The sequence below is a fragment of the Curtobacterium sp. MCBD17_034 genome (assembly GCF_003234515.1).
In the GTDB taxonomy this organism is placed as follows: domain Bacteria; phylum Actinomycetota; class Actinomycetes; order Actinomycetales; family Microbacteriaceae; genus Curtobacterium.
The window spans coordinates 94620-107571 of sequence record NZ_QKTN01000005.1; the positions used below are offsets into that span (position 1 = coordinate 94620).

Annotated in this window: 10 protein-coding genes; 6 read left to right on the forward strand and 4 right to left on the reverse strand. The window is 73.0% G+C overall.

What is annotated here, in order from left to right:
• Positions 1–88: 88 nt before the first annotated feature.
• Positions 89–1669 (reverse strand): glycosyltransferase family 39 protein, encoded by a 1581-nt coding sequence (locus DEI92_RS10560; protein WP_111013459.1) that lies wholly within the window; start codon positions 1667–1669, stop codon positions 89–91.
• A complete protein-coding gene (locus tag DEI92_RS10565) occupies positions 1656–3563 on the reverse strand; it encodes a glycosyltransferase (RefSeq protein ID WP_146249144.1) in 1908 nt (635 codons plus the stop codon). Before DEI92_RS10565 ends, DEI92_RS10560 begins: the two co-directional genes overlap by 14 nt.
• Positions 3564–3672: 109 nt before the next feature.
• On the opposite strand from DEI92_RS10565, the gene DEI92_RS10570 reads away from it, so the two are divergent.
• Genes DEI92_RS10570 through DEI92_RS10580 form a run of 3 tightly spaced genes read left to right on the forward strand, consistent with a single transcriptional unit; the run spans position 3673 to position 7788 of the window.
• The gene (locus tag DEI92_RS10570) at positions 3673–4602 is read left to right on the forward strand and encodes a glycosyltransferase family 2 protein (protein ID WP_375334619.1); all 930 of its coding nucleotides are present in this window, start codon (positions 3673–3675) and stop codon (positions 4600–4602) included.
• Positions 4592–6151, forward strand: a complete 1560-nt coding sequence (locus DEI92_RS10575) for a DUF2142 domain-containing protein (protein WP_111013461.1) — start codon at positions 4592–4594, stop codon at positions 6149–6151. Before DEI92_RS10570 ends, DEI92_RS10575 begins: the two co-directional genes overlap by 11 nt.
• Positions 6148–7788, forward strand: a complete 1641-nt coding sequence (locus DEI92_RS10580) for a DUF2142 domain-containing protein (protein ID WP_111048146.1) — start codon at positions 6148–6150, stop codon at positions 7786–7788. The genes DEI92_RS10575 and DEI92_RS10580 overlap by 4 nt, the downstream gene beginning before the upstream one ends.
• 77 nt (positions 7789–7865) lie before the next feature.
• On the opposite strand, the gene rfbA is transcribed toward DEI92_RS10580, so the two are convergent.
• Both rfbA and DEI92_RS10590 read right to left on the reverse strand, forming a co-directional pair.
• Positions 7866–8729: a glucose-1-phosphate thymidylyltransferase RfbA gene (rfbA, locus tag DEI92_RS10585; RefSeq protein WP_111013463.1), complete on the reverse strand. Its 864-nt coding sequence runs from the start codon at positions 8727–8729 to the stop codon at positions 7866–7868.
• 5 nt (positions 8730–8734) lie between these two features.
• Positions 8735–9340: a dTDP-4-dehydrorhamnose 3,5-epimerase family protein gene (locus DEI92_RS10590; RefSeq protein WP_111009536.1), complete on the reverse strand. Its 606-nt coding sequence runs from the start codon at positions 9338–9340 to the stop codon at positions 8735–8737.
• Positions 9341–9455: 115 nt separating this feature from the next.
• On the opposite strand from DEI92_RS10590, the gene DEI92_RS10595 reads away from it, so the two are divergent.
• Genes DEI92_RS10595 through rfbD form a run of 3 tightly spaced genes read left to right on the forward strand, consistent with a single transcriptional unit; the run spans position 9456 to position 12893 of the window.
• The gene (locus tag DEI92_RS10595; RefSeq protein ID WP_181434840.1) at positions 9456–11018 is read left to right on the forward strand and encodes a DUF2142 domain-containing protein; all 1563 of its coding nucleotides are present in this window, start codon (positions 9456–9458) and stop codon (positions 11016–11018) included.
• 40 nt (positions 11019–11058) lie between these two features.
• Positions 11059–12045, forward strand: coding sequence for a dTDP-glucose 4,6-dehydratase (rfbB, locus tag DEI92_RS10600; protein WP_111013465.1), 987 nt, complete (start codon positions 11059–11061; stop codon positions 12043–12045).
• Complete coding sequence (gene rfbD / locus DEI92_RS10605) at positions 12042–12893, forward strand: dTDP-4-dehydrorhamnose reductase (RefSeq protein ID WP_111013466.1); 852 nt, start codon at positions 12042–12044, stop codon at positions 12891–12893. Before rfbB ends, rfbD begins: the two co-directional genes overlap by 4 nt.
• Positions 12894–12952: the final 59 nt, after the last annotated feature.

A 12952-nucleotide genomic window follows, 5' to 3' on the forward strand; every position in this document is an offset into this window, starting at 1 on the left:
CTGACACGCGCACTGACACGCGGTCGTCCTCGCTGCGACGCGGAGGTGCCGGAGACGCCGGAGACTCCGGAGACTCCGGACGCGCCGCTCAGGCGCCGTCGGGTCGTCCGCCGTGGTCGGCGTGGACGTCGGGCTCGGAACCCGCGTCGACGCCGACTGCCGGCGGCCGCCGGAGGCGGAGCACGACGGCCGCCACCACCATGAACGCGAAGACGACGAGCGAGACGACGTAGTCGCCACGCGTGGCGGTCAGCGCGGTCGCCGGGCCGACCGGGGTCACGAGCCCGACGGCGCTCGAGTAGGCCACGACGGCGCAGATCGACCAGAGCACCGTCAGGACCGTGCCCGCGATGCGCCCGAGCGCGGTCAGTCCGATCGCCCCGACGATCGCGGTGACCGGGACGAGCGGGAGCGCGTAGCGCGTGTTCGGGGCGCCACCGCCCATCACGAACCGGACCTCGAGGAACACCGTCAGCACGACGACCGCGACCATCATCGCCGCGAGCCACCACCCTGCCGGGACACCCCAGAGCGGCCGCCCGACGACCCCGGCGGCCTCGGTCGGCTGGGCATCGGCGGCGGCGGAGCCGTGGCGGCGTCCGCGTGCACGCAGCGTGCGGACGAGGACGACGACACCGACGACCGCGGCGAGCACGAGCGGTGCGAGGAGCAGGACCCACGTGAGCGGGCTCGTCGTCGGCAGGCCGGCCCGGTACACGGCGAACAGCTGCTCCCAGAACCCCTTGTCGGTCACGACGGACGACGCGGTCCGGTCGTGCCGACCGAGGTGCGCCGCGGCCCAGGCCGGGTGGCTGCCGGCCACGTTGCCGGTGAGCGCGCGATTGCGGAGGTAGAACCACCCCGCCCCGAGCGCGGCGACGACACCGACGACGACGGCCGCCAGCACCCGGCGCCCCCACGCCCCGCGCGCGGTGACGGCACGGGTCGGCGCGACGAACAGGGCGACGACGAGGCCCAGGAGGAAGACGGCGAACACGAGCCGACTCAGCATGCCGCCCACGCCGACGAGCGCCGCGGCGACGACGAGCCGCGTCGTCAGGCCGGTCCGCAACGCCCGCGCCGCCAGCCCGATCGCGAGCGCGCAGAACGTGACGTTGACGAGGTCGTTGTAGATCGCGCCACCGACGAGGATGAGCATGCCGGTCGACGCGGTGGCGAGCGCGGCCACGACCGCGACGACGCGGTCCCCCGGACGCACCTGCCGCGCGGCCCACCACGTCGCGAGCACCGTCGTCCCCGCGATGAGCGCGTCCTCGAACCGGCCGGCGATCACCGCGATGTAGAGGTGGTTGCCGTCGATGAGCGGTCCGACCACGGGCGCGAGGAGCGCGTAGAACAGCGGCGGGTGCTGCGAGACCCACTGCACGGGCGGGACGGCCCCGAAGGCGGGGTGGAACTGGATCCCGCGCTCGAAGACCGGGAGGTGACCGTGCCACACCTCGTAGGCGTAGTCGAGGTGCGCGGTCTCGTCGGCCGTCGACAGCGGCCCGTTGCTCAGCGCACGGGCGACCGAGGCGAGCACGACGAACACCACGGCGGCGACCAACCCGGCGACCTCGAGCCGCGCGTCCCGCCGCGCCCGTCCCTCCCGGCGTCGCTCCCGCGTCGCACTCCGGGGTCCCTCGGCCCACGACTCAGCTGCGGACACGGAGGACCTCCTCGATCAGGACGGCGGCTCGACGGTCGAACGAATGGTGTTCGGCGAACACCGCGGCACGCGCCGATCGGATCATCTCGTCGCCGGGTTGCGCGGCCGCGACGACGCGCCGCAGGTCGTCCGGACCGCCGGCCGTGACCACGACGCTCGGTCCTGCGACCTCGCGGATGCCCGGCACGTCGTCCGACACGACGATGGCCCCCGTGGCGGCGGCGTCGAAGAGCCGGTTCGACAGGAACCCACCGTCGGCCATGTCGGGCCAGTGGTCGTTGAGCACGACCCGAGCGCTGCGGTAGGCGTCGGGCAGGCGGTCGTTCGGGAGGAACGCCCCGCGGACCAGGGGCGCCACCGGTGTCGCGTCCCACCCGGATCCCCACACCGTCAGGTCGAGGCCGGCCGCCACCGCGTCGGCGACGACCGGCCGGACGGTGTCGCGGGTCTTGCCCACGAAGAGGACGTCGCTGGCGAGTTCGGGATCGGACGGTCCGGGTGCGAACCGCGCGGGATCGGTGGCCTGGAGCAGCGTCCGGACGGGCAGTCCCGTCCGGGCCGCCGTGGCGTCCGCCCACCGAGCGCCCGCGGCGAAGCGCAGGTCGAACCGGGCGAGCTCCGGGTCGGTGACGAGGTCGGGGTGACTGATCACCCAGAGCACGTTGACGGCGCCGGGGACGACCGGGGTGTCGTCGAGTCCACGGAGCACGAGGCTGACGTCGTCGAGGTGCTCGGAGCGCGGACGGACGTGCCGGTCCCGCGCGTCGACCACGACCTCCTGACCCGCTCGCCGCAGGGCGGCCGCGAGGTCCTGGGCGAAGAACAGGTCGCCCCAGTCGTCACCGCGGGGGCCGGCGTGGGCCGCGATCTTGAGCGACCAGCGCAGACGGACGGCGCGATCGGTCGCGTGCACGGCCCGCACGAGCCACGGCACGGGGACGCGCAGCGCGACGGGACGCCCCGCAGGACCGGCGTCGACGCGTGCGATGGCGAGACCGCGCGCGGCGAGGGTCGTCGGCGTCCAGGCGTCCGCTCGGTCGTCCCACCCGCGGACGACCGCCTCGGCGTCGGTGTCGAGGCGCCGCGGTGTCTCGCGCGCGTCCCGGTACACGCGTCCGACCGGCACGGCCCGCACGGCCCCGCCGTGCACGTCCGCAGCGGCACGTGTCCAGGCGGCGAGCGTGACCTGTGCGTCGATCGTGCGCGGCGGGATCCCGACTGCGCTCGTGTGGACGGCGAGGACGGGTTCGTCGGCGGCGAAGACCACCGTGCCCGCCTCGCCGACGTCCTCGACCGGGAACCCCTCGAGGACCGACCACGTGGGCCACCCTGGACGGATCAACCCGGCACCCGCGCTCGCGACGAGGTCGTCGCGGGTGCGGACGACCGCCTGGACCACCGCGGTGTCCGGCGTGAGCGCGTCGAGGAGGCGTCCCCACGCCTCCGGCTCGGCGTCGAGCGCCGCGTCGACCACGAGCAGACGCGCTCCGACCACGGCCGGGAGCGCGGCGGCGACGGCGCCGCCGACCGTCGCGTGCACGCGCTCGTCGACGCCCTGCCACCCCTGCGGGACGCGCGGTACGGGATGTGCGGTGGCGGGTCCGGCGTGGACGTCGTACGTGGCCAGGAGCACCTGCGCGGCGTCGACCGAGGCTGCGGCCGCGTCGAGGGCGGCGGCGTGGTCGGCGAGCGACGTCCGGACGTCGGCGAGCACGAGGACGGTGGTCACGTCGGCGCGGAGCGCCGCATGGTCCACGCCGCGCTGGTCGATCTCCGTCGCGATGCCGAGCACGACGGGTGCGTGCCCCGCGTCGGGTGGGCTGACGTCACGACCGGCCAACAGGCGTCGAGCGACACCCGCAGCGACGCGAGCTGGTCCCCGGGTCAGCGCCATGCGTCCGAGGGTAGTGCCCGCGCGCCGCCGACACCGTTCCGCTCACGACCTCCGCTAGGATCGACAGCGCTGTCCAGAGCCCGAGGTGTTCCGAATTTTGAAACTGTTCGTGCAGATCCCCGCCCTCAACGAAGAGGCCACGATCGCGTCCGTGATCGATTCGATCCCCCGCGAGATCCCCGGCATCGACGAGGTCGAGCTGCTCGTGATCGACGACGGCTGCTCCGATCGCACCGTCGAGGTCGCGCGCGAACACGGCGTCAAGCACTTCGTGCACCACACGACGAACATGGGTCTCGCGCGGTCCTTCCGGGACGGCGTCGACTACGCGCTCCTGCACGGCGCCGACATCGTCGTGAACACCGACGGCGACAACCAGTACCCGCAGGCCATGATCACCGAGCTGGTGCAGCCCATCCTCCGGCGCGAGGCCGACATCGTCATCGGTGACCGGCAGACCCGCACCATCGAGCACTTCTCGGCCTTCAAGAAGAGCATGCAGCAGTTCGGCAGCTGGGTCGCCAGCCGCGCGGCCGGCCTCGACCTGCCCGACGCCGCGAGCGGCTTCCGCGCGTACTCCAAGTACTCGCTCATCCGGCTGAACATCGTGACGCGCTTCAGCTACTGCATGGAGACCATCGTCCAGGCCGGGTACAAGCGCCTCGCGATCGCCAGCGTGCCGATCACCACGAACCCGAAGACCCGCGAGTCCCGCCTCTTCAGCAACATCTGGCAGCACATGTTCCAGTCGGGGTCCGCGATCGCCCGGGTCTACCTGATGTACCGACCCATGGCCCTGTTCGCCTGGATCAGCGTGCTGCTCGCCGTGTGCGGGCTCATCCCGTTCGTCCGGTACCTCGTCCTGCTGGCGGTGGACGGCGGGGGCAACCACCTGCAGTCACTCATCCTCGGCGTCGTCCTCGTCATCACGGCCCTGCTCTCGATCGTGATCGGCGTGGTCGCCGACCTGACACGCCTGAACCGGACGTTGCAAGAGGAGACACTCGACCTCCAGAAGCTCGCCCGGTATGGCGATTGACGCCCCTCCGATCACCCGTCGCGAGCGCATCGCCGTCGTCGCGCTGACGGTCGCGTTCGGGCTGGTACTCGCGCTGTGGGCGGTCCTGACCCCGCTGTTCCACACGCCGGACGAGGCCGCCCACGTGGACGCCGTGGTGCACGTGGCGCGCGGCGACGGCTGGGCGGCACCCGGGCACCTCCGCTACGAGGGCGCGACGGTCCAGGCGCAGGCGCTCGTGGGACACGTCCCGACCGACCAGGGCCCGACGTGGGGCGCGCTGGAACGCCGGTACACGCACGAGACCGGCGTGAACCAGATGACGCAGCACCCGCCGACGTACTACGTGCTCGCGGCCGGTGTCCTGCACCTCGTGCACTACGAGCACCTCCGGTACGACCTCGTCGTGCTCACCCTGCGGCTGTTCGACGCCCTCCTCGTGCTCGCACTCCCCCTGCTGGCGTGGGCGACGACCCGACGGCTGACGGGCTCACCCGCCGCGGCGCTCGTCGGCGGGGCAGCCGTCCTCGCGGTGCCACAGGTCGCACAGATCGGTGCCTCCGCGAGCAACGACCCGCTCGTCATGCTCGCCGGTGCGCTCGTCACGTGGCTCGGGGTCCGGGTCGTGACGGGCGACGTCCGACGCCGCACGCTCCTGGCGCTGTCGGTCGCGCTCGGACTCACGGTCGCGTCGAAGGCGACGGGTCTGCCCGCGATCCCGTTCGTCGCCGTCGCCGCGTTCTGGTCCGGGGTCGGTGTCCTCCGTCCCGCGGTGCGCGCGGTCCGGGCGCTCGTCGCGCTCGCCGTCGCCGGGGTGCTCGGCGGCTGGTGGTGGCTCCACAACATCGTCGTGTACCACGCGCTCCAGCCGAACGGACTCATCGCCCTCCGTCCGGACGAGCCCTGGACCGGCGGGGCGACGCCGAACTTCGGCCAGTTCTTCAACAGCGAGTGGACGGGCCTCGGACCGACGTTCTGGGGTGACTTCGGACGCGCTCAGTTCCCGATGACCCCGGTGCTGACGGACCTGCTCACGATCGTCGGGATCGGCGGGATCGTCGTGTGGGGGTTCCGGCGCGGCCCCGCGCTCCGCTCGGCGATCGCGCTCGCGGTGTTCCCCGCGTTCCTCGTCGCGACCCAGCTGCTCAACAACTGGCAGAGCTACGACCGCACGCAGTTCATCGGCGGCGTGCAGGGCCGGTACTTCTTCCCGGGCATCGTGGCCCTCGTGGCGTTGAGCGCGCTCGCGTGGCGACGCGCCGTCCTGACGCCCGCAGGTCGCGCCCGGTTCGGCCGGGTGGCCCTGGTGACGGCCGTGCTCGTGGCCGCGTACGGCGTCACCGTCGGGTACCGCGGCTTCTGGGAGAAGAACCAGTTCCTCGTCACGCAGGACGGCCTCCACCGGCTCGCGAGCGTGAGTCCCGTCGGCGGCGCCGGCGTGACGGTCCTCACCGTGCTCGTCGGCGTCGCCCTCGTCGCGGCGGCCGTCACCACGTGGTGGGCGATCCCCGCAGCCGCAGCCGCGGCGGCGCGGACGCGCGCGGCGCGGAGCGAGGAGGTCCCGGTATGACCGCCGCCGAGCGCCTCCCGGCCACCGCGGTGGTCGTGCCGCGCCCCCGGGTGACCCGGCGCGAGGTCGTGGTGGTCGCGGTGGGCACGCTGGCGTTCGCGCTCCTGCTCGTCGTGTGGGCGCTCGTCACCCCGATGTTCCAGGCCCCGGACGAGGCCGCCCACGTCGACGCCGTGCTGCACCTCGCGCTCGGCGGCCACTGGGACGCCCCCGGGCAGCTGCACTACCTCAGCGCGACGCGTGCCGCGGTCGACTCCGCCGCGTCGACCCCGCCCCTCCAGCGGCCCACCGTCGGTGCCCTCCTCGCGGCGCACCCTGGCGAATCGGTGCTCGTGGACCAGATGTCGCAGCACCCGCCCACCTACTACCTGGCGGCGGCGGTCGTCCTCCGGATCCTCCACCTCCACGACCTTCGGTGGGACGTCGCCGTCGTCGTGCTCCGCCTGGTCGACGCCCTCCTCGTCGCGCCGCTGCCGGTCCTGGTCTGGGCGACGGTCCGGCGGCTCACGCGGGCGCCGCGACTCGCAGCGGTCGCGCCGTTCGCGCTGTTCGCGGTGCCCCAGCTCGCGCAGATCGGATCCTCCGTCACGAACGAGGCCCCCGTGTTCCTCCTGGGCGGCCTGCTGACGTGGTTCGGCGTCCGGATCCTCACCGGTGACCGGCGCTGGTGGACGACACTCGCGCTCGGGCTGACGTTCGCCGTGCTGGCGTCGGTGAAGGCCACGGGCCTCCCGGCGGTCCTGTTCGTCGCCGTCGTCGTGCTCGCCGCACGCGCCCTCCCCTGGCGGGCACGGCTGGCCCGCGCCGGGGTGGCGCTCGCGATCGGCGTGGTGCTCGGCTCCTGGTGGTGGGTGCACTGCCTCGTCGCCTTCCACACCCCGCTGCCGAACGGTCTCGCCGGTCTCACCCCGGTCACGCCGTGGCCGCCCGGCTCGACGCGGAACCTGGGACTCTTCGTCGACCAGCAGTGGGACGGACTGACGCGCTCGTTCTGGGGCGAGTTCGGCGGCTTCCAGTTCCCGATGACCCCGATCCTCACCGACCTCCTGTCGCTCGTGGCGCTGCTCGCGATCGCGTGGTCGTTCACCCGCCGGTTCCCGCAGCGCGGTGCCGTCGTCGCACTCGGCGCGCTGCCTGCGGCCGTGCTCCTCGCCGTCGTCGCGTACGACTGGCGGTCCTACGGTGGCCTGCACCAGATCGGCGGGACCCAGGGGCGGTTCCTGTTCGTCGCACTCGTCGCGGCGATCGCGATGAGTGCGGTCGCCTGGTCCGCGCTCGTGGTCCGGCCGGTGCTCCGTCGCCGGGCCGCCCGGGTCCTCGTCGTCGCGGCCCCGGCCGTCGGTGCGTACGGCTTGAGCGTCGCCTACCGGGGCGAGTACGAGCAGACGAACCTCGGGATCACGCGTCCCGGCCTCGCGCACCTCGCGTACACGACGCCGCTCGGGTCGCACGCCCTCGCCGTGGTCGGCGTCCTCATGGCGGTCGCGGTCGTCGTCGCGGTGGTGCTCGCGTGGCGCTGGTGCGGGCTCGGGTCCGGTCGGGACACGACCGGCCGGGAGGCCCCGCCCACCCCGGTCCCGTCGGTCACCGCCACGGGTCCCGTGACCGCGACCGACCGCCTCCCGGACGTCGACTGACGGAGCTCGGGACGCGACGACGCCCCGGCTCCTGGCGGAGGTCCGGGGCGTCGGGGTGCCGCGCGACGGGACGCGCGTCAGGCGTCGAGGAGGCGCTGCAGGTACACGCCGTACCCGCTCTTCGCGAGCGGTGCGGCGAGCGCGGCGAGCGCGGCGTCGTCGATCCAACCGTTCCGCCAGGCGATCTCCTCGATGCAGCCGATCTTGTGGCCCTGCCGGTCCTCGATCACGCGCACGTACTCCGACGCCTGCATCATCGACTCGAAGGTGCCGGTGTCGAGCCATGCGGTGCCGCGGTCGAGCACCTGGACGTTGAGCGCACCGGCCTCGAGGTACCGCTCGTTGACCGTCGAGATCTCGAGCTCACCGCGGGCACTCGGCTCGATCGTCTTGGCGATCTCGACGACGCGGTGGTCGTAGAAGTACAGCCCCGGCACGGCGTAGTTCGACTTCGGCTCGGCGGGCTTCTCCTCGATCGAGATCGCGCGGAAGGCGTCGTCGAACTCGACCACGCCGTAGGCCTTGGGGTCGGAGACGTGGTACGCGAAGATCGTCGCGCCGTCGATGTCGGTGTTCTTGCGGAGGTTCGTGCCGAGGCCGACCCCGTGGAAGATGTTGTCGCCGAGGACGAGCGCGACGCTGTCGTCCCCGATGAAGTCCTCGCCGATGACGAACGCCTGCGCGAGGCCGTCGGGCGAGGGCTGGACCGCGTACTCGATCGTCATGCCGAGCGCGGAGCCGTCGCCCAGGAGCGCACGGAACTGGTCGTTGTACTCCGGCGTCGTGATCACGAGGACCTCGCGGATCCCGGCCATCATGAGCGTCGACAGCGGGTAGTAGACCATCGGCTTGTCGTAGATCGGCATGAGCTGCTTCGAGATGCCCTTGGTGATGGGCCACAGCCGCGTGCCGGAACCGCCGGCGAGGATGATGCCCTTCATCGCGATCAGGCCCCCTTCAGCGAGTCGTAGAACGACCGGGCGTCCGCCCACTGCGGCAGCAGCCCCTGTGCCTCGGCCTCGGCGAGCGTCGGCGCCTCGGTGTCCTTCGGGGACAGCAGCAGCTCGCCCGCCTCCTCCGGGAACGCGAGCCCGATGGCCGGGTCGACCGGGCTGATGCCGTGCTCGCGCGTGGGCTGGTAGACGTCCGTGACGAGGTAGGACACCGTGGCGCCCTCCGTCAGTGCGACGAAGCAGTGCCCGAGCCCCTCGGACAGGAAGATCGCCCGCCGGTCCTCGTCATCGAGGAGCACCGAGTCCCACTCGCCGTACGTCGGCGAGCCGACCCGGATGTCGATGACGAAGTCGAGGACCGCGCCGTGCGTCGCCGTCACGTACTTGGCCTGGCTCGGCGGGATGTCCGCGAAGTGGATGCCGCGGACGGTGCCGCGCTTCGACACGGACGTGTTCGCCTGCTTGAGGTCGATCGAACGGCCGGTGGCCTCGGCCAGGCGGTCGAAGCGGTACCACTCGAGGAACACGCCACGGTCGTCCCCGAACTGCTTCGGCGTGATCTCGTAGCTGTCGGGGATCTTCAGTTCGCGGATCTGCACCCCGAGAGCGTAGCAAGGCACCGGTTCGCGCCCTCGCCCGGGAGCGGCGCGGCGCGGGTCGGCGGGTGGGCGGGGCGGTGGCCGATCGGTAAGCTCGCCGACGATGGAGGTCCGGATGCCAGTCACCCGCACGGAGCGCTGGACGATCGGCTCGATCACCGCGGCGTTCACCCTCCTGCTCGTCGTCTGGGCGCTCCTCACGCCGCTCTTCCAGGCGCCCGACGAACTGCCGCACACCGGCGCCGTCGTGGCGATCGCCACGGGTGAGGGCTGGCCGGCGCCGGGCGCACTGCGGGTGTCGAACGCGCTCCTCGCGGCCCGCGCCGAGGTCGCGACGACCGCGCCGGCCGACCGGGGCACCTGGGCCGAACTCGTCCGTGCCGCCCCCGGTGCGAGCGCCGGAGCGGACCAGATGACCCAGCATCCACCGACCGCCTACGCCCTGGCGGCCGTCGTGCTCCGCGTGGTCGGGTTCGAGGACCTGCGGTGGGACCACGTGATCGTCGTCCTCCGCCTCCTCGACGTCACACTCGTCGCGCCGCTGCCCATGCTCGTCTGGGCTGCCGGCCGTCGCCTCACGCGGTCCCGGCGGTTCGGCCTCGTCGCGGCTGCGGCCCTGGCGGCCGTGCCGCAACTGGCCCAGATCGGTTCCTCGGTCACGAACGACGCGCTCGTGATCCTGCTCGGCGCGGTCGTGACCTGGCTGGCGGTCCGAGTGGCCACCGGCGATCTCCGGTGGCGCACCACGGTCGCACTCGGCGCCGCCCTCGGCGTCCTGGTGGCCACGAAGGCGACCGGGTTCCCCGCCGTCCCGCTCGTCGGCCTCGCCTTCGTCGTGGCCACCACGGCTCGTCTCCGCGTACGGCTGGGACGTGCGGCGGTGGCCCTCGCGATCGGCGCCGCGCTCGGGGGCTGGTGGTGGGTCCGCAACGTCGTGCGCTACGGCACCGTCCAGCCGAACGGGCTTGCCGGCACCTGGACGGCGTCGCCGTGGGCCCCGGGCCAGCAGCGCGACCCGGCGTTCTTCCTGTCGGACGAGTGGTCCGCGCTCACGACGTCGTTCTGGGGCCGGTTCGGGCTCCTCTCGTACCCGATCGACCCGGTCGTCGTGGTGGCGCTCACCATCGCCGGCCTCGTCACCGTGGCCGCCGCGGTCGTGCTCCGGTCACGGTGGCGTGGACCCGTGCTCGCGCTCGTGACGTTCCCGGCGGTGTCCCTGCTCCTCCTCCTGGCGAACAACTGGCAGTCGTACGGTCGGCTGCACCGGATCACCGGGGCGCAGGGGCGGTACTTCTTCGTGGCGCTCGCCGCGCTCCTGCTCGTCGCCGCCGTCGGCGGACTCCGTCTGCTCCCGGCGCGCTGGTGGCCCGTCGCCGGTCGGGTCGTCGCGGTCGGGGCGCCCGTCATGGCGGTCTACGGACTGTCCGTCGCCTACCGCGGCTTCGACGAGGGCGCGGCGTTCCGTGTCACCCGCGCCGGCCTCGCCCACCTCGCCGCGACCACCCCGCTCGGTGCGCCGGTCCTGCTCGCGGCCGTGTGCCTCCTGGCCGTCGCCGGGAGCGCGACGGTCGTCGCGGTGTGGCGATCGGCCGGCCGCGGGAGCGACGGCGGAACGACCCCCGTCGGCGCGGGGCCGGACCGCCCGTCGCTCCGACGAGCCCCCGCAGCGTCCCGCTAGAATCCTCGGCGACCCTCCGCCAGACCGTTAGGAACAGTCCGTGAAGATCCTCGTCACCGGTGGAGCCGGGTTCATCGGCTCCAACTTCGTCCGACGCACGCTCGAGGACGCCTACCCGGGCCTCGAGGGCGCCGAGGTCGTCGTCTACGACGCGCTGACCTACTCCGGCAACGAGCAGAACCTCGCCCCGGTCGCCGACTCCCCGCGCTACACCTTCGTGCACGGCGACATCACCGACGCGGCCAAGCTCGACGAGGTCGTCCCCGGCATCGACGCGATCGTGCACTTCGCCGCCGAGTCGCACGTGGACCGTTCCGTGCGGGACTCCGGCGTCTTCGTCGAGACGAACGTCGTCGGCACCCAGCGCCTCCTCGACGCGGCCCTGCGGCACCGCACCCAGCGCTTCGTGCACGTCTCCACCGACGAGGTCTACGGCTCGATCGCCGAGGGCTCGTGGACCGAGGACCGGCCGCTCGAGCCCAACTCCCCGTACTCCGCGTCGAAGGCCGGCAGCGACCTGCTCGCGCGCAGCTACCACCGCACCCACGGGCTCGACCTGTCGATCACACGGTGCTCGAACAACTACGGCCCGTACCACTTCCCCGAGAAGGTCATCCCGCTGTTCGTCACGAACCTCATCGACGACCAGCACGTCCCGCTGTACGGCGAGGGCGACAACATCCGCGACTGGCTGCACGTCGACGACCACACGCGCGGCATCGCCATGGTCCTGACCCGGGGCCGCGCGGGCGAGATCTACAACATCGGCGGCGGCACGGAGCTCACGAACAAGGAGCTGACCCAGCTGCTGCTCGACGCCACGGGCAAGGACTGGTCGTACGTCGACCGCGTGGCCGACCGGCTCGGGCACGACCTCCGCTACTCCGTCGACATCTCGAAGATCCAGGCCGAGCTCGGCTACGAGCCCCTCGTGCCGTTCGAGCAGGGCCTCGCCGACGTCGTGCAGTGGTACCGCGACAACCGCGCGTGGTGGGAACCGCTCAAGGAGCGTGCGGCGCTCGCATGACCCGGTACCTCATCACCGGCGCGGGCGGCATGCTCGGCCAGGACCTCCAGCAGGCGCTGCTCGGGCGGGCGGTGACCGCGCTGACGCGTGCCGAACTCGACATCAGCGACGGCAGCGCCGTCGCTGCCGCGGTCGAGGGCCACGACGTCGTCATCAACGCGGCGGCGTACACGAAGGTCGACGACGCCGAGACCGACGAGGCCACGGCGCGGCGCGTCAACGCCCAGGGCGCCGAGATGCTCGCCCGGGCCGCGGTCCAGTCCGGCGCCCGGCTCGTCCACGTGTCGACGGACTACGTGTTCGACGGCACGGCGACGACGCCCTACGCCGAGGACACGCCGACCCACCCGGTGAGCGCCTACGGTCGCACGAAGGCCGAGGGCGAGGCGTTCGTCCGCTCCGTCGCCCCGCACTCGTCGTACATCGTCCGGGGCGCGTGGCTCTACGGCGCCGGCGGCCCGAACTTCGCCAAGACGATGCTCCGGCTCGCGGCGTCGCACGACACGGTGAGCGTCGTCACCGACCAGGTCGGCCAGCCCACGTGGACGGGCGACCTCGCACGGCAGATCGTCGCGCTCCTCGACGCCGACGCTCCCGCCGGGGTCTACCACGGCACGAACAGCGGGCAGGCCTCGTGGTTCGAGTTCACCAAGGCGATCTTCGCCGAGGCCGGCCTCGACCCGGAGCGCGTGCTCCCGACGGACAGCAGTGCGTTCGTCCGTCCGGCACCGCGTCCGGCCTACAGCGTGCTCGGGCACGACGGCTGGGCGGCGGCCGGGATCGCGCCGATGCGCGACTGGCGGGACGCCCTGCACGCCGCCGCGGCAGCGGGGGTCCTGACCGCCTGAGGGTCGCCGGGCGCCGTCGCGGCCCGGCGCCGTCGCGCCCGGCGCCGCCCGGGGCCGTC

Excerpts from the sequence above, each read along its gene's own strand:
- rfbA (WP_111013463.1), bottom strand. The coding sequence starts at position 8,729 with ATGAAGGGCATCATCCTCGCCGGCGGTTCCGGCACGCGGCTGTGGCCC.
- rfbD (WP_111013466.1), top strand. The coding sequence starts at position 12,042 with ATGACCCGGTACCTCATCACCGGCGCGGGCGGCATGCTCGGCCAGGAC.
- DEI92_RS10575 (WP_111013461.1), top strand. The coding sequence starts at position 4,592 with ATGGCGATTGACGCCCCTCCGATCACCCGTCGCGAGCGCATCGCCGTC.
- DEI92_RS10595 (WP_181434840.1), top strand. The coding sequence starts at position 9,456 with ATGCCAGTCACCCGCACGGAGCGCTGGACGATCGGCTCGATCACCGCG.
- DEI92_RS10580 (WP_111048146.1), top strand. The coding sequence starts at position 6,148 with ATGACCGCCGCCGAGCGCCTCCCGGCCACCGCGGTGGTCGTGCCGCGC.
- DEI92_RS10565 (WP_146249144.1), bottom strand. The coding sequence starts at position 3,563 with ATGGCGCTGACCCGGGGACCAGCTCGCGTCGCTGCGGGTGTCGCTCGA.